This is a genomic window from Streptomyces sp. NPDC087844 (assembly GCF_044742785.1).
GTDB lineage: Bacteria > Actinomycetota > Actinomycetes > Streptomycetales > Streptomycetaceae > Streptomyces.
This window is the reverse complement of the sequence record NZ_JBIUVD010000011.1, coordinates 149,609-168,672: the sequence shown is the minus strand read 5'-3', so window position 1 is coordinate 168,672 and position 19,064 is coordinate 149,609. Positions and strand designations below refer to the sequence as shown.

At 69.9% G+C, this 19,064-nt stretch carries 4 protein-coding genes; all 4 read left to right on the top strand.

From position 1 onward, the window contains the following. Window positions 1-24: 24 nt before the first annotated feature. The 4 genes from ACIOKD_RS22550 to ACIOKD_RS22535 all read left to right on the top strand — a co-directional run bounded on the left by ACIOKD_RS22550 (window position 25) and on the right by ACIOKD_RS22535 (window position 19,051). Window positions 25-2,703, top strand: a complete 2,679-nt coding sequence (locus tag ACIOKD_RS22550; protein ID WP_402086735.1) for an AAWKG family protein — start codon at window positions 25-27, stop codon at window positions 2,701-2,703. 79 nt (window positions 2,704-2,782) lie between these two features. After that, window positions 2,783-3,223, top strand: a complete 441-nt coding sequence (locus tag ACIOKD_RS22545; protein WP_402086733.1) for a YbaB/EbfC family nucleoid-associated protein — start codon at window positions 2,783-2,785, stop codon at window positions 3,221-3,223. A gap of 81 nt (window positions 3,224-3,304) precedes the next feature. Beyond that, window positions 3,305-3,646, top strand: a complete 342-nt coding sequence (locus ACIOKD_RS22540) for a hypothetical protein (protein ID WP_402086731.1) — start codon at window positions 3,305-3,307, stop codon at window positions 3,644-3,646. Between the two features lie 3 nt (window positions 3,647-3,649). Continuing rightward, a complete protein-coding gene (locus ACIOKD_RS22535) occupies window positions 3,650-19,051 on the top strand; it encodes a hypothetical protein (RefSeq protein ID WP_402086728.1) in 15,402 nt (5,133 codons plus the stop codon). The last annotated feature ends 13 nt before the right edge of the window (window positions 19,052-19,064 follow it).

The window sequence follows — 19,064 nt, the reverse complement described above, 5'->3', positions numbered from 1 at the left end:
CGCACATATCAGGAGTCACCCACGATGGCTGAAGAGAGCGGATTCTGGGAGCAGACGGTCTACCTGGCGACCGGGTACAAGGTTCCGACCCGGGCCTCGGTCACGACCGATCTGCAGGGAAAGGGCAACCGCGGCGGCGCGGGCGAGGACAGCGCCGTCGACATGCCCTGGATCTCCGTCACCATCTCGAACGTGGGGAAGACCAACGCGACCACCGTGGCCCAGAACCTGGCCGGGGCGGGTCTCACCTCCGTGCTCTTCTTCGCCGGGACCGGTGACGGCGGCCCCATGGAGAACGCCAGGAACCTGGACCTGTACGTCGTGCGGATCGGCTATCCGTGGCAGCGCGGCGAGGGCGTGGCCGGCACCAACTTCAACAAGTACTCCCTCGGCGTCGGCTCCGCCCTCACCCAGCTCTCCGCCGCGCCGTGGAAGACCACCGGCTTCTCCTTCGACGGGCTCACGGTGCCCGAGACCGACGCCGTCGATCTGGGCACCTTCTCCTACCGTGCCAAGTCCCTCGATCGCGCCGAACTCTTCTTCCGGGAGCACGAGGAGCGCCTTGAGGGCTGGGTGAACGCCATGGGGCGGGACAACGCGGCATGGCAGGGGAACGCGGCGGGTGTCTTCGTCAACCTCCTCGACACGCTGCGCAAGCAGTACAAGCACTACCACGAGCAGTTCGCGCCCCGGAACTTCACCACCTCGGCCGCCAGCGTGGTGGACGGCTACGTCAGCAGGACGTTCCAGGGCAACGGCCTGATCCTCGCCGAACAGGCCCTGGGCAAGGCCGTCAAGACGCTCAAGGACGCCCACGACAAGTGGCGGGGCGACCAGAACGGACCGGTCGCCGGAAAGGCCCCCGACGGCTCCGCCACCACCCCGGCCGCCCACTGGAACCCGGAGGCCGTCATCACGGACGTCCTCAACGAACTCAGACAGTGGATCGACACCAACAACGCCGCCAAGGTCGTCACCAAAGAGGCCCACTACGGTACGGCCTACGGCGGCGCGAACTACTCGTACGACCTGCTGGAGGGGTTCAAGGAGAACGTCCCCGCCTACGGTCCGCTCACCGACCCCAACTCCTGGGCAAAGGTGGCCCAGGAGGCCGTCGCCCGCTGGACGAACAACATCACGGCGAACCTCGACCCGGCCGCCGAGACCGCGCAGACCACCTTGAGCGCCACCTGGTCGCAACTGCTCAACTCCGACTGGGACCCCTCCTACGGCTTCGAAGAGGCGCCCCCCGCCAGTCTCACCAGCACGAGCAGCACGAGTGACAACACCAGCGGCTCGGACTTCGACGTCAACGACATCGCCAACATGTTCGGCAGCCAGAACGCGTCGGTCAACAGTGCGCTGAACGACATCGCCTCGTCCACCAACGACGCCCTCAACGGGCAGAACGACGCGCTGAGCGACGTGGCCTCCTCCACCAATGACGCCCTGAACGACGTGGCCTCCTCGACCAGCGACGCCCTGAACGACGTGTTCTCCGGCGCCGGCGCGAACAGCGATCTCAACGGCGGTCTGGACACCGGGAGTCTGCTGCCTGACGGCGTCACCGGCGACGGTACCGGCTCCCTGACCACCGACTCCGGCCTCGGCACGTCGCCGGCCTACACCTCACTGCTCAACAGCGCCCTCAACGGCGGCCTCGGCAGCACGAACACCGGAACCACCAAGGTCAACTCGGACGGCAGCATCACCGTCACCAACCCCGACGGCAGCACGACGACGACCAGGCCGGACGGCACCGAGGTCACCACGTACCCGGACGGCAGCACCCTCACGACCGACCCGGACGGCCTGAGCACCCTCGTCGACGCCGACGGCAGCACCTCCGTGCAGAACGCGGACGGCTCCGTGACCACCACGTACGACGACGGCAGCCGGAGCACCGTCGACCCGGACGGCTCGTACACCACGACCAGCGCCAACGGGGAGCTCAACCAGGGGCAGTTGCAGCCAGGGGAGACCCTGACCAACGCGGACGGCAGCGTCACCACCGTCGACGCGGACGGCAGCATCACCACCACCTATCCGGACGGCCTGGTCAGCACCCTCGGCCCGGACGGCACCTACACGGTCGACATGGCCGACGGCAGCACGATCGACACCTCGTCCCTGAACCCCGGCGACACGGGCACCACCGTGAGCGGCCTGAACGGCTCCTCCGATCTGTCGTCGCCGTCCTTCACGTCCTCGACGTCCACTCCGAACAGTCTGCTCGGCAGTGGCACCGACTCCGCCACGGACGGCGACTTCCTCTACGACGACGTCCCCTACACGTCCTCGCTCGCCGGCGCGCTCGGTGGGACGGCCACCACCGACGCCGGTCCCACCTCCCCCACGAGCGTCAACCCCGGGGCCCTGGCCGCCGCCTCCAGAACGGGCGGCCTGAACGGGGACATGACCGCGGCGGCCGAACGCGTGCGCTCGGGATACGCCGACACCGACAGCGCCGTCACCGGAACCTCGCGTGCCGGCGCCAGAACCGCCGCCGTCGCCGACCAGGCCACCGCCAGGACCACCACCAGCTCCGGCATGCCGTTCATGCCCATGGGCGGGGGCGGCGCACCGGGCGGTCAGTCCACCCAGAGCGAGGACCGCAACCGCACCACCTGGCTCTCCGAGGACGAGGAGGTCTGGGGCACCGACGTGGCCGCGGCTCCGGCGGTCCTCGGCCGGGACGACTGAGGCGAGCGGGCGGAGCCCCGGAGCCCGGAGTCCCCGCACCGACGCGAAACACGAGAGCGCGAGAGAAGGAGACGCAGTCATGGAACCCGTCGAAGAGCGACTGGCCAAGGCGATGGAAGCCCTGGAGACCACCAGGGCCGCCCTCGCCGGCGCCGAGCGGACACTGCGGCAGGCATCCGTCGTCGTCATGGCGAAGGACCGCTCCGTGGAGGTCACGGTCGGAGCGCAGGGCGAGGTGACGGCGATGCGGTTCCACGACGGCAAGTACCGGTCCATGGCTCCGGCACAGCTGGCCTCCGTGCTCCTGGAGACGATCGGCCGGGCGCGCTCCCGCATGGCCCGGCAGGTGCTCGACACCTACCGTCCGATCTCCGAGGGCGTTCCGCAGGTCGCCGGGGTGCCCGGCGCGGAGATCGACTGGGACGGGCTGTTCGGTTCGATGGTCGGCGAAGGCGGGGCCGGCCCCAGGAAGAACCCGGGCGGTCGACTGCGTGACGAGATCGTGGAGGACACCGCCTGAGGTGCCCGCCGCAGTACTCAGCAGACCGGTCCCGCGCGGGCACCGGACGTCCCCTCGGCACCAGCCCGACCCGGAGGAAGCATGTCCCACAGCTCGTTCGAAGCCGACCCGAACCTGACCCGCAGAGGCGCGGAGGTCCTGGCGAACATCGCGGAACACGCGCACGCGCTGGTCAACGACCTCGCCCACCACAGGTCCGCACTCAGCGGCTGGGCCGGCCAGGGCGACGACTACGCCCAGCAGGTGGGACCGCAGATCAGGACGACGTACAAGCGGACGCTGAACTCGGGGCGGCAGATCACCGACGCCATCGTGGCGGTGGTCGACAACACGGCGGGGTCGGCACGACACGTCGAGAAGGCCCGGACGGAGGCTGTCGACGGCATCGTGGACGCACAGGCGGCGTACGACGGCAGGCACTGAGTCATGGGCGATCTGCGGGTCTCTCCCGAGTGGAACGCGTTCATCACGGCTCTGATCGGTGCCGGCTTCATCGAGGCGAGCGAGACGGGCGCGAAGGTCAGCGGCGAGACGCTGGACGGTTTCGGGCGTCGGATGGCGTCGCTCGAAGAGGAGATCTCGTACTCGGTGCGGCACATCGGGGACTCGTTGCCGGGTGACGCGGGCCGTGAGTACGTACGCGCGATGTCGGTGCTGACGGGCTCGGACGGAGGCGTGAACCACCTCCAGCTGCTGCAGCGGAACCTCAAGGAGGTGGCGGCCGGACACCGTGACCAGTCGCTGAACATCCAGGAGAGCAAGTGGCAGATCGTCGCGGAGCTGATCCGGCTGCTGATCGAGCTGACGATCCTGGCGGCGACGGCGTGGTTCAATCCGGCGGCCGGTGGTCAGGCGGTCGCGGCGAAGGTGCGCAGCCGGGCCGCGTTCCTGACGGCTCTCGATCTGTTCCTGCGGCGTTCGCACCTGCTGCCGAGTCTGAGCGAGGCCCTGGAGGAGGCCTTCCAGACACTGATCGTGCGTCTGGGGCTGATGGCGTTCAACGAGCCGGACATGAAGCCGCACGGAGTGGACTGGAAAGCGGTGTGGCAGAGCGCCGCGTTCGGCGGGGCGGCGGGCTGGCTGTCGGGGCCGCTGCGCGGACTGGCGGAGAAGTTCAACGGGCTGTTCGGCAAAGGGCCGGGACAGGGGCTGACCAAGAACCTGTCGGACGACGTCGCGTCGAAGTCCGTGCGGAATCTTCCCGCGGGGAGCAACAACAGCCGGTCGGTACTGGACTCGGTGACCTCCTCCCCGAGGAAGGTCTCGGAGTTCGTCGCGGACGGTCTGACGGAGGCACTTCCGGAGTCGCTGCTGGCGATGGCGTTCTTCGGTACTCCCTGGTCGTGGAGTGCGTTCGGCATGGCCTTCGCCCTGTCGGGGACGAGTGAACTGACGACCGGCATGCTGCACCAGGGGGTCGCGAGCGGAGTCGGCGACCTGCGGCAGGCGACAGCGGGGAACCGGGGAACGGCATCCCCGACTCCGGTCGCCAAGAGCGGGACGGTGTCCGGATCGGGCGGCCACCGCCAGAGCGCGGGCCGTGACAGCACGCCGGGCGCGGTGAACAGCCTGGACGCCCTCGACTCCCTGGGAAGGGAGCCGGGCATCGCCGCGGTGCCGGATGCCGGAATGACGCAGGTCCGGACGGCACCGGCCACGACACCCGCCTCGCACACACGCACCGAATCGGCGGAGTCACCCCGCCAAGCCACCGCCTCCGGGAGTCGGAGTGGCGCGACGTCCTCCACCGACACCTCTGCGGACTCCGCCCGGCGAGCGGGCGTCACGGAAGCCGGTCGCCCTTCTGCCTCCACCGCTACCGCTTCGGAGACCGCCCGTACGACGACCGGCTCCGCGCCCACCGAGGGGAGCCGCTCTCCGGCCGCGTCCACCTCGTCCGAGAGGACGCCTTCCTCCCCGACGACGGCCGGAACGAACCGTGCCGTGCCCGGAGCCCCCTCGGAGACCTCTCGACCGGCGACCGCGTCGTCACCCGCGTCTCCCGCGTCACCCGCGGCTGGCGCGACCGGCGCGGCTGGCGCGACGGCCGCCGAACCGCCACGCTCGGCGCCCCAGTCCGCACCGAACGCCGCACGGACCGGGACCACGACGACGGGGACGGGGACGACGACCTCTGAGTCCGGCCGCCCGTCGGCCGCTTCCGCACTCCCCTCGGAAGCAACTCACAACGACACCTCCGCCACTCCCCCATTGGTTCGTCCCGCGGTCACCGAGACCAAGGCCGGAGAGGCCTCGCCGACGAACACACCCACGCCCGTTTCTGACGCGGACCCGGACCACGACCACGACCACGACGCCCTACGCCGCAGGCTCTCCGAGGAGTGGCGGACGAACACCCCGGGGCCGGACGATCTCGCCCTCGCCCACAACATCGTCCGCACCCACCAGGTCCTGACAGCCTTCGAGCCCGCGCTCCAGCCCGCCTTCGACGCGGTGGACCCGGGCCACCTGGCCGTCTACGCGGTAGCCCTCGACCTGCGTGTCGACAACGACATCGAGCAGGCCGAAGCCCTGTCCCGCCGACTGGCCGTGGGCCGCCCCAGGGCGGAGCGCGGTTATCTGCCCGGCGGCGGCGGCCGGGGCCTGCCCGGCGAGGCACGAACCGTGCGGGCCGCCGGCGGTTCCGACGACACAGCCCGTACGCGCGGGCCCCGCGGCCCTCGGGGGACTCAGGAAGCCTCGTCCCGCAGGGCCGTCACCGATCCCCTGACCGGGGAGCCGAACCGGCTCCCTGCGGAGGCGGTGGGTGCGACCCCGGTCGCCGCCCGGCCCCTTCCGGCCACGCCCGTACCGCCTCGGTCGCTCGAAACGACAGCGGACGTCACCGAGGCCGGACGGACGCGGACGACCCGAACCGTCGAGCCGGGACGTGGCACAGCGGCAGCCGCAGCGGAGCGCCGCCGGCCCGCGGAGTCGAAGACGGCACCGACCGCCCCCACCTCGTCCTTTTCCGCCCCCACCACGTCCCCGTCCGCCCCCACCACCTCCTCTTCCAGCCCCACCAGGCGACCGACCGGCCCCCGCAACGCCACCCGACCGGTCACCGAACGAGCGTCCGCCGGAGCGGGCAGGCGCAGGCCGGATCACGCTCACCCCGCCTTCCGACAGCGCGATGTCGTCCGTACGGTGTCGGTCGAGGACGCGCGGTACCAGGTGCTCCAGGTGGAGCCGGACGGTGACTGCTTCTTCACCTCGGTCCTCGCCAACTCCACCCGACAGCTTGCCGGTTCACCGCTGAGCGAGCTGAACGTCCAGCAGCTCCGCGAGCGGGTGGCCGACTGGCTGGCCGGCGACACACCCGCCGCCGAGGCACAGCGGCAGAACCTCGACTCCGGCCCCACCCCACTGCTCACCCTGCTGAACGACCTCCCCCTCAACCAGCTCGAAGACCTCCTCGGCCACCGGGCCCCCGAGCTGACACCGGCACAACTGGCCAGAATCGAGGAGGATCTGAGCCGTCCGCAGTACACCCGTGAGCTGACCCGGAGATTCGACGACCCCGCCGACCGGGCGATCGTCGGGGACTTCACGGCCGGCATGGCGGCCCGGCTCCTGCCGGACTTCACCCCCGACCCCGCGCTCGTCCGGCCGCAGGACCGCGCCCGGTTGACGGCCGACCACCGCCTGGCCGCGATGCGTGCCGAAGCGGCGCGGCTGCTCTCCGAGATCACCCCCCGCAGCGAGGCCGCCTACAGCTTGCTGGCCGGCCGCTACCAGGGCATCGCAAGGCTCAAGCCCCGGCTGCAGGACCTTCTCGATCTGACGCCCAGCGCGGCGGCGCAACTCGCTCTGCACAACACCGACATGTGGGCGACCCCGTTCTACGACCAGGTGCCACAGCTCACCGCCGTCGCCCTCGGCCTCAACATCACCACCGTGCAGACGATCGAGGACCTGCCGGGTGACATGGCCTTCGCGAACCCGCTCAACCCGTCGGCGCCCCAGTCCCTGTACCTGTACTACGAGGACGACCACTACTCGGCGATGGCACAGGTGGGCGGGCCGGTCCCGGTCCACCGGACCCAGCTGGTCGCCGAGGACGCCCAGCCCACCGAGAGCCCGGAGAGCGAACTGCCCCCTGCGGCTCCGTGGAACTCCGCTGTACGGCCCGAGCTCGACGCACTCGCGGAGGAGCTGCGCGCACATGAGGCCAGCGAGAACCTCGTCGCCCGGCTGAACGACCTGTCACCGGCCGCGGTCGAGCAACTCGGCGCCGTCCTCGCGAAGGGAGCCGCGGACACCGCGGAGCCCCGCTCGCAGGACATGCAGGCCGCATCCCTCGGTGCGGCCGCGACCGCGCGCCGACGCCGTCGCGACCGCAGCGGACCCGCCCCGGCCCTCACTCCGGATCCCGTCACGATCGCCTTCCCCGAACGGTCCGCGACGATGCCTTCACAGGACCGGCCACGACTGGACGCCCTGGTCGAGCTGATCACGGAGCAGGCCCTGTTCAACCGGCTCGTGGGCGTGCCGCTACCGGTGATCCGCCTCGCCGTCTCCCGACCCCGGCGATCCCGCTTCGTACGGTCCGGCACGGATCCCGGGGTACTGGCCGACCTTCGTGCGCAGGGCACCGCACAGTATGTGCGAGACCGGCTGACCGCCGTACTGGACGACAAGCAGCCGGCCACCCGCCGGTTCAGACTCACCGGCGACGACTTCCGCATCGAAACCGGCGCTCCATCCGATCCGGTACCGAAGGACACCGCCGCAGTGCCCGCACACGCCGTCGCCGTCACGGTGCAGTACAGCCCCGACCTCACGCCGGCCCAGGAAGAGGCAGCTCCCGGAGTCGTCCGGGACGAGTGGGACCACCTCGCCCACGCGGTCAATCCCCGCCGGGACGCGGCCCTCCAGATGGCGCTCACCCTGGTGCGCGGTCACCAGCGCGTCGAGGGATTCCGGTTCGATGCCGACCCGGACTTCGGGGAACTGCCACTCGCACACCGAGCCGTGTACGCGGTCGCCGTGAGTATCGTCCGCGACCCACACGACGTAGCCGCGGCGAAAGAACTCTCCCGCGGCCTGGCCGTGCATCAGCCTCAGCCACGAAGGGCCCCGGGAACTCCTGCTGCTTCACCCGGACTCCCGGCCTCCTCCGAACGAGCCTCCAGCCGTTTCCTGCCGGTCCCGCCCCCGACCTCGTCGGGAGTGGCCGCGGATGTGGATACGGAGGGGGGTTCCGGAGGTGTGGTGTTCGGTGGTTCGACTGGTGTGGTGTTCGGTGGTTCGTCGCCGGGCGTGACGGTGCATCAGCTCTCCGCGGTGCCGGCTTCCGGCGAACCGACGGCGGCTCTTCCTGCCCTCCCGTCGTGGGCCGGCGAGCTGTCTGCGCGGGTTCGGAGTACTCCCCCCGCGGAGCTGGTGTCGTCGGTGGCGATGCTGCGGCAGGAGGAGCGGGCCTGGCTGGCCTCCGATACCGGACTGGTCTCCTCCCTGCGGGAGTCCTTGCCGGGCGCGGAGTTCACGAAGGCGGCGACGGCCCTGCTGCTCGACGTGCATCCCGGCGTGCACCAGCCCGTCTCGGCCAGACGCGAGGCGAACCGGCTGATCTCCGCACTGCTCGTGAACACCGACGTGGCGACGCGGCTGCTGGCAAGCGGGTCACGGGTGGTGATCGTGCCCAGGGACGTGCCGATGACCGCGCTGGAACCCTTCGCGTCCCTGGCGGGCCGCCCACTCGGCGACGGCCGCGTCTGGGACGACGTGCGAGGCGGCTCGGGGAAGGTGACGGCGATCACCGAGGAGAACCTCCTCGGTGAGACGACACCCTTCGCCAACAGCCAGTACGAGGACAAGTACTCGACGACGGTGCACGAAATGGTGCACGCCGTCGAACGACACGGACTCACCGACACCGACCGCCGCCTGATCAACGAGGCCTTCACCTTCCGACTGGCCCAAAGCCCGGACTCACCATGGCCCGACGGCCCACGCCGTGACCCGTCAGGCCGCGAAGTGGACAACTACTCCGCCAAGAACGCCCACGAATTCTTTGCCCAATTGACGAACGCCTATCTCGGCGTCAACCACGGACACGACCCCTTCACGAGACAGCCCCGCAACAACGGGGCGAACTGGGTACGCGCCCACGAGAAGAAACTACTGCCCCTGCTGCGACGCCTCTACGGAAACAACCCCCAACTCACCGCGACAGCACCGGCCAACCCCGTCGCCACCACGCGTGAGGACAACGAGAAGTACGCAGCCGTCCGCGCACTGTTCGGCGACACATCCACTCAGGACATGGGGGCTCCGTCCGGGCAGCCGACCGCTCCCGGGGGCGCCGGTGCGAGGCCACGCGGTGCGCGGCCAGGCACGGCGGAAGAGGGTGTGACACTGCCGCCTCCCCCGGTGTACTACTCGTATCCGGCAGCGGACATGTCTGTGGGCGATCTGGTGAGGTGGAACGGGCCACTGACACCAGCACAGACCAATTCCGTCCAGTTGCAGGTGCGGACGTTCCTCGGCACCGCGCGGCTGAGTGCCGTGCAGATCATGCTGCACCGGCTCGCGGAACGCCGTGCGGCTCTGATCCACACACGTTTTCAGGACGAGGCGCAATGGCTTGAGCAGTGGGTGAGCCAGTCGCTGGAGGCCAGCAACCGCAATCCGGTCATCTCGGCACCGCCCAAGATAATAAATTTCCTCTGGATCGGGCAACCGATGAACCTCGGCGCCGTCGGGAACGTCCTCGACTGGGCACAGCGGGCCGGCGAACACGGGTGGACGGTCAATATGTGGTCGGACAGCAGTCCGGCCTATCCGGGCGGACCGGCGCTGAGCTCCTGGCACGAGCCCACCTATGAAATGTTGTATCAGGCGGGAGTCAATTTCCGTGAGATCGATGAAGTTCTGCCGCCCACCATTTCGGTGACACCTGGGCACCATGCGCTGACTCCGGAACAGGCACGACTGAAGAAGCTGCGCACGATCTACAACAACGCGCGGACGAATCCCGGGGCGTTCCCCGTCGGCAAGGACGTGGCCCAACTCGCGATCCTGCTCCGCCTGGGTGGCGTCTTCAGCGACGTGGACATCACGCCGGGACAAGTGGAAATGTTCTCCACGCCTCGCAAGATGGGCCGCGCCGACCTTCCACTCATCGGACCCATGTTCCGGGACGACAGGACGTACCAGAACCAACGCGGCGCCATGGCCGCACTGCTGGGAATTCCGGTCGCTCGATTGACCCAGGCCGACGTGGCTGTGTATGCCATGGCAGACGGCCGGTACGGCAACGCTTTCATGATGACCGTCCCGCACACCTCCTTCTTCTCCCGCGCCATCGATCTGATCGACAACACCGTCCTGGGCTGGAACGGCCATGAACTCGCGACCAGCGGTGTGATCGTGACCGGCCCGGTCCTGTATGCGCGGACGGCGACAGCGCAGGCGAACACCTATCAACTCAACATGGCGGAAGGCGAGTACGCCAAGGGCGTCGATCCCTACGAGATACAGCGATGGTCGCGTCTCGGCTGGCTCACCGCCGAGAGTGAGAACCAGGTCGACCTGCCCGGTGCTCCTGCCACGCACAACACGTTCTCGTTCCTGCCCGTGCCTCCGCCGTCGTCGAGTGTGGGGGTGGAGGAGGTGTCAGGTGGTGTGGTCTTCGGTGCCGGGGAGTCGGGTGGTTCGTCGTCGGGTGTGGCGGTGCACCAGATCTCCGCCGAACCGGCATCGGTGTCCGGGGACGCGACGTCGGGGGACGCGATGTCGGGGCATGTGGCTGTTCCGTCGTGGGCCGGCGAGTTGTCTGCGCGGGTTCGGAGTACTCCCCCCGCGGAGCTGGTGTCGTCGGTGGCGATGCTGCGGCAGGAGGAGCGGGCCTGGCTGGCCTCCGATACCGGACTGGTCTCCTCCCTGCGGGAGTCCTTGCCGGGCGCGGAGTTCACGAAGGCGGCGACGGCCCTGCTGCTCGACGTGCATCCCGGCGTGCACCAGCCCGTCTCGGCCAGACGCGAGGCGAACCGGCTGATCTCCGCACTGCTCGTGAACACCGACGTGGCGACGCGGCTGCTGGCAAGCGGGTCACGGGTGGTGATCGTGCCCAGGGACGTGCCGATGACCGCGCTGGAACCCTTCGCGTCCCTGGCGGGCCGCCCACTCGGCGACGGCCGCGTCTGGGACGACGTGCGAGGCGGCTCGGGGAAGGTGACGGCGATCACCGAGGAGAACCTCCTCGGTGAGACGACACCCTTCGCCAACAGCCAGTACGAGGACAAGTACTCGACGACGGTGCACGAAATGGTGCACGCCGTCGAACGACACGGACTCACCGACACCGACCGCCGCCTGATCAACGAGGCCTTCACCTTCCGACTGGCCCAAAGCCCGGACTCACCATGGCCCGACGGCCCACGCCGTGACCCGTCAGGCCGCGAAGTGGACAACTACTCCGCCAAGAACGCCCACGAATTCTTTGCCCAATTGACGAACGCCTATCTCGGCGTCAACCACGGACACGACCCCTTCACGAGACAGCCCCGCAACAACGGGGCGAACTGGGTACGCGCCCACGAGAAGAAACTACTGCCCCTGCTGCGACGCCTCTACGGAAACAACCCCCAACTCACCGCGACAGCACCGGCCAACCCCGTCACCGCCACGCGTGAGGACAACGAGAAGTACGCAGCCGTCCGCGCACTGTTCGGCGACACACCCACGGACGAAACCGAAACGGTGCCCGGGTGGCCGACCGTGCCCGCGAGTGCCGACAGCCTCTCGCACGGCGCCGGCCCAGCCACCCACCTCCGGGAAGCGGAGATACTGCCGCCACCACCCGTGGTCCATTACACCGCTCCGGCGCCGGATGCGTCGGTGGGCGATCTGACGAGATGGAACGGTCCGCTGACGCAGCAACAGACGGACCTCGTCATGGCCCAGGTGGGAATGTTCCTCGGCACCGCGCGGCTGAGTGCCGTACGGATCATGCAGCACCGGCTCGCGGAACGCGTCACGGCACTGGCCCGCACACCGTTCGGTGCCGAGGCGCAGCGACTTCGGCTGTGGACGGACCAGCAGTTGCAGGCCCCCCACCACAACCCGGCTCTCGCGGCACCGCCCAAGAAGATCCATTTCTTCTGGATCGGGCGTCCGATGAGCCCCGGCGCCATCGGGAACATTCTCGACTGGGCTCAGCGGGCCAGGGACCACAGGTGGGTGGTCAATCTCTGGACGGACACCTCTCCGGCCTATCCGGGCGGACCGATGCTGAGCACCTGGCACCAGGACCCGTACACCATATTGCTGCAGGCGGGGGTGCGGTTCCGTGACGTCAACGAGGCCCTGCCGCCCGGCATTCAGGTGACTCCCGGAAACCATGGGTTCACTCCGAACCAGGCACAACTGGTGAAGCTGCGCTCGATCTACGACCACGCCCGGACGAACCCGATGGCGTTCCCCATCGGCAAGGATGTGGCGCAACTCGCCATCCTGCTCCGCGACGGCGGCGTATTCAGCGATGTGGACATCACGCCGGGACGCGCGGACATGTTCTCCGATCTCCGCAGGATGAGCCGTTCCGACATTCCCCTCATCGGGCCCATGTTCCGGGACCAGAGGACGTACGACCGTCAGCGCGCCGGTCTCGCCCAACTGCTGAGAACGCCGGCCGGGCGCCTGACTCAGGCCGACGTCGCCCTGCATGCCATGGCGGACGGCCGGTACGGCAACGCCTTCATGATGACCGTCCCGCAGTCCGCCTTCTTCAGGCGTGCCATCGACGCCATCCCCGACGAGGTCATGAACTGGGACGGTCAGGAACTCGCGAGCAGCGGTGTGATCGTGACCGGCCCGGCGCTGTACGCCCGGGCGGCGACGGCACAGGCCACCACATACCAACTGGACATCACGAGCGGCGAGTACGCCAACGGCGTCGACCCCTACGAGATGCGGCGATGGTCGTATGTCGGCTGGATCACGGACGAGAGTGAGAACCAGGTCGACCACGGCGTCGCCCTGGGTCCCCACGACGCGGCCGGCTTCCAGCCGCCACCGCCCGTCGATGCGTGGTCCGGTTCGCCGGTGTCGGGAGGAGCGGTGTTCTCGGCGCGGGAGCCCGCCGAGGACGGAAGCGGGAACCGGAGTCCGGTGCCCGACGTCGACTCGGTCCTCACCCCGGAGGCGACCGAGGAAGCCGTGCGCTCCCTGCGCCGGGCGCTGGCCGAGGGGTCGATTCCCGTGCTGCCCGCCGAACAGCGACGGCTGATGGGTGCCGACCCTGCCCTGATGGACGCCCTCATGTCGGTGCTGGGCCCTCAGGGGTTCGCGCGGCTGGCGGCTCAACTCATGGTCGTCGTCCCACCTGGAGCGCAGCGCGCACCCTCCGCGCGACGCGTCGCACACGACATGGTCGCCCGGGTGCTGGGCAACGCATACGTGGCCAGGCGGCTGTTGCAGACCGGTGTCCAGGTGCTCGTCCTGCCGAAGAGCACACCTGTCACCGACGTCCCGGAGTTCCGCCACCTCCGGGACGTGACAGCCGACGACGGTCGCCCCTGGAACGGGATCAGAGCTCTTCAGGACGGTGGCCTGGTCGTGGTCTCCGAGGAGAACCTCCTGGGAGAAATCGGCTTGTACGGCGCGAGAGCACATGGCACCTCGGAGGTACCGCACGAGTTGGCGCACGCGATACACAAACTCGTTCTGGGAGATGCGGCGAAGAGACTGATCGCGACGTCCTATGCGAACCGGCGGCAGACCGGGTACGACGCGCCGTGGCCCGACGGTATCCGGCGTGATCTGCTGGGCAACCCGAAGGACAACTATTCCGCGACCGACGTCCTTGAGTACTTCGCACAGGTGAGTACCGCCTACTTCGGAGTCAATACGGGACGCGACGGCGACACTCTGCGGGTCCGGTCGAACGGCGCCGACTGGGTCGAGGCGAATGTGCCGGAGTTGATGCCCCTGCTCGTGTCTCTCTACGGGCCGGTGGCCGAGGCACGCTTCGAGGAGGTGGCGAACCCCGTCGACCGTACGGTCCGCGAGGACGAGGCCTTCGACGGTGTCCGCGCTCTGTTCGGTGACGAGGCGGACGGGGTGGACGAGGTGGACGGAGTCGTCGGACCGGACGCCCTGTCCCGGCAGTTGCGCCAGACGGCGACGCCTCCGCCGGACGCGGACCGGCTGCTGCGTGAGCTCCCGGACATGGACGGGCCGGAGCGCCTGCGGACACTCGCCTCGCTGGCCCCGGAGCACCGGCGTTGGCTGTCCGTGCACCGAGGGCTCGTGGACACGCTGCGGTCCCGCCTCCAACCGCCTCGATTCGCCGAGACAGCGGCTCAGCTGATGCTGGACGCGCCGGACGGTCTGGCTGCCCCGGAGACGTCGACGGCGGTGGCGCGAGCGTCGTTCGCCCGCCTGCTCATGGATCCGGACGTGGCGTCGCGGCTGTTGGGCAAGGGCTCGTACCTGGTCGTGCTGCCGGACGGGATGCGGCTGACCGAGGTGCCGCAACTGCGGCACCTGCGGGGGAAGTCGCACAGCGGCCTGCGCTACGACGATGACACCGCCCTGGGCGGTGTGATCGGCATGGTGGTGCCCGAGCGGCAGTTCCTCGGGGGCGGCGCCGAGGCCTCCGTCGAGGATCGTGTCCGCGAACACGGCAACGTCGCGCTCGCTCTGGCCGGCACGGTGTTCCTGCACGGCATCACCGAGGACGATCAGTATCTGGTCGACGCCGCCTACCGGGCGAGAAGGGGCCGGGGCCCCGACGCGCCCTGGCCCGACGGCATCCGACGCGACCGGAGCGGAGTCGCGCGGGACAACTACGCGTCCATCAATCCCGCCACGTACTTCGTGCAGTTGTCCAGGACCTACCTGGGACTCAACGCGGGGCACGACCCGAACACCGGGCGCCTGCGGGCCAACACCACCGCCTGGATCGCGGCCCACGAGCCGGCGCTGCTCCCGCTTCTGGGGCGCCTGTACGGTGCCGCGCCCGCGTCGGCTCCGGCGACGGCGACGGCGAGCACGGAACCGCCACGGGTCCCGCCCGCTGCGTCCGGCTCCTCGCGGCAGCGGACCCGCGACACCGGACAGCTCGGCGGTACGACGTTCACGGGCAAGCCCGTGACACACCCGGCCGCGGAGCCCGCCACCACGCCGGAGGAGCCGGCCGCGGTGGCGGTATCCCCCGCGGACTCCGTCGGGCGCGTCCTCGCCGCTCCGACCGCGGGCAACGACAACGACAGCCGGGCCGCCGTGTCCGGCGGCACGACGTACACCTCACCGCCGGCCGCGGTGACGACCGGGCAGGCGACGGCGCCGGCTCCGGTGCTGACTCCCCTGCAGGAATCGGGTGTCGCTCGCGCCGCACAGGTCACGCGTGCGCTGGCGGCGCGAGGAGAGCTGGTCGCACTGTCCGTGGAGCGACGACGACAGCTCTCGCTCGGCGCAGGCCTGGTGGACCGTCTGAAGGCGGACCTGCCGGCCGCGGAGTTCGCCCGGCTGGCGGCGCAGCTGATGGTCGAGGTGCCGGCCGCCGTGGAGCGGGCGGCTTCGGCCCGGGTCGAGGCGCACCGCATCGTGGCGCACATGCTGGCCAACGCGGATGCCGCGGCGGCACTGCTCAAGCGTGGCGTACGGGTCGTCGTCCTCCCGAAGGACATGAAGATGACCGATCTCCCGCAGACGCAGTCATTGCGTGGACTCAAGTCCCCCACCGGCCGGTCCACGGACGGCCTCAGAGGTGTCTCGATCGGTACCACGGTGGTCATCCCCGAGGAGAACCTGCTCGGTGAATTCTCGGCCGTCGGTGAGGGCGCCGCCTGGTCCGGGGACTCCACGACGGTCCACGAGATGGCCCACGCCCTGATGGGGCACGCCCTCACCGCGCACGAGCGCGACGTCATCGACGCGGCGTATCTGGTGAAACGCGCCGCGGGGCCCGACGCGTCCTGGCCGGACGGCATCAGACGGGACATCCTCGGCAACCCGACGGACAACTACTCCTCCCTCGACGCGGACGAGTATTTCGCGCAGGTGGTCACCGCCTACATGGGCGCGCACGCGGGATACGACCACTCCACGTACCGGCCGGTCAACAACGGGGCCGACTGGGTCAGGGCGAACGAACGCGCGATGCTGCCGATCCTGCGGCGGCTGTTCGGATACGCGGATCAGGCCCGCTTGGCCGGACCGGTCAACCCGACCGACCGGACAGCGGTGGAGGAGCAGGCCTTCGGCGCGGTGAGGGAATGGTTCGGGGACACGCCGGAGAACTCCACGCGCACGCGGAACGACGTCGTACGTCCTACGAACGCCGACGAACTCCTGCGTGAGCTCCCGCAGCGCCGTGCCGACGAACGTGCGGGCATTCTGGCCGGCCTGCGGCCCGAGCACCGGCGCTGGTTGTCGGTCCACCACGGGTTCGTGGACGCCCTCGCATCGCGTCTCGACGCACACGAGTTCGCCGCCACGGCGGCGCGGCTCATGGTCGAGGTCCCCTCGGGATCCGAGACCGCGGGACGGCAGGCCCGGGACCTGCTCGTCCGGCTCCTGGTCGATCCCGAGGTGGCCGCCCGGCTTCTGAAGAGCGGCACGACGGTCACCGTCCTGCCCTTGGGGACCCGGCTGGTGGATCTCCCGGCGTTCCAGGACCGACGCGGTACCACCGAGGCCAACGGCGTTCAGTGGGACCGGGCCAGGTCCGCCGGGGGGATCACCGACACGGTGATCGCGGAGGAGTCGCTGTCCACCCCCGCGGACGCGCTTCGGATGCTCACCCAGACCCTTTACTCGTTCGCGTCGAGTCCTGACGACCGCCGTCGTACGGCCGCCTCCTTCAGGGCGCGGAAGGCGCTGGGCCACGACGCGCCCTGGCCCGACGGAATCCGCCGTGACAGGCACGGAACGCCCACGGAGAATCTCTCCTCGCGGCTCCCGCTCACCTATTTCATCCAACTCACCAGCGTCTACCTGGGGCTGAACACCGGGACGGACGCCCACACCGGCCGTCCGCGCGAGAACGGCGCCGCCTGGATCGCGGCACACGAGCCGAGGCTGCTGCCCCTCTTCCAACGCCTGTACGGTCCCACCCCGGCGGCCGGGACCGGCCGTGCCGGAGTCCCGCCCGTGCGGGACCCCTCCGTGACGACGGGCGGTGCCACACCGGTGACCGGACGCTTCCTGCCCGCCCCGGAGCCCGCGACGCGGGACGGCGTCGTCCCGGTGTCCGACGGCACCGTGTTCCTGACGCAGCCGAGCGAGCCCATCGAACCGGACCGGTCGGACCGGTCGGACCGGTCCGACCGGTCGGACGAGGCTTCGAGCACGCCGCCCTCATCCGAAGCCGACCGCCCGATCGGCAAGCCGCTGACCGTGCGCTTCCCCCGTGGATCGCGGTGGATGGAGGCCGACCAGGACCGGGACATCCGCGCACTCGCCCGGCGTATAGCGGTTCAGGCGCTGAAGGACCGTGCCGAAGGACGGCAGCCCCAGGCCGTCCGGGTCAGCGGCCGGGGCAACAGCACCGACCACGCCGCCTACACGGGAAGGACCCGGGCGAAGAACACCGCACGCGTGCTCGAAAACCACCTCGCGGCCGCGCTGAGGGAGCTGCAGGGTGCGACCGCCGATCCGCTCACCACTCGCGGGCTCGACATCCGCTACGGCTTCGAGGACACCTCGGAACAGGACCGGATCGACCCGGTCACGCGCCGTACGGCGACCGTCGTCCTCGGCGACGACGTTCCTGACGGCGTCGAATGGACATCGCTGCGCGAGCCCGGAAGCAGGGACCGTCACGAGCGCGCCGAGACAGCGCTGACCGTCGTGTTCGGCAAGGGCGGCAAGGACGTGCCGGCGCGGGAGGCGCGGCATATCGAGGACCTCGCCCAGCGGATCGCGGTGCGCGCGGTGCGGGACCGGGCACGAGGGCTCCAGCCGCCGGAGATCCGGGTGACCGGACGCGGCAACGGCCGTGACTCGGCGGAGACGACGGGCCTGCTGCGTGCGTCCAGTACGCGGGCGGAGTTGCAGCGGTGGCTGGACCTCAAGCTCGCCGAGCTGCAGCCGGACGCGGCCGAGCCCCTCACCGTGCGGGACCTCACCTTCAAGGACGTGTTCGACGACGCGCCGAGGGCCCTGTACGAGGATCCGCTGACCCGTCGCACGGCGACGGTCACCGTCGACTGGCCGGACGACGAGGCGGCCGAGGACCGATCGGTGACCCCCGAAAGCGTCGTCGAACGGCCCGCGGAGCCGGACACCATGGTCATGCGAGACGGCACCGCTCTCGCACTCCGCGCGGTGCTGGGTGCCGGCGACGGCTTCGTCGAGGCCGCCATGGAAGCCGTCCGGGATCACGAACTGGAGACCGTCTGGTATCGCGCGGACGGCACCCCGGATCCGGACGTCGTCGACTCCCTCCGCGCGAGCATGGCCGCCGAGCTGACCGAAGTGGACCTGCCGGAGTCTTCCCCGGATTCCCTGCCGGGGCCCCTGTCCGCCACCGCTGAAGAGTTGCGGCAGATCGGCATGACACCCCAGGAGATACGGCTTCTGGAGGAAGAGAACGGAACCGTCACACTCGGGCCCGACCAGCTGACACCCCTGCGGACCGCACGCCTGCGGCTCCTACGGTCCGGTGCCTGGGACACGCCGACCACAGCCCTTGCCGTGACCGCCCTGGCACGGCTGTTGCTCCTCGATCTCACCGTCGTCGACCGGCACACCGGCACCGAGACGACAGCGAACGCGGGACGTACGCGTGCGGTCCTCGTACAGGACGACGGCCGCTTCCGCTTCGCCGTGCCACGTCCCGACGAGGACGAGAACCGCGCACCGTCACTTCCGTGACCGGCCGTCGACC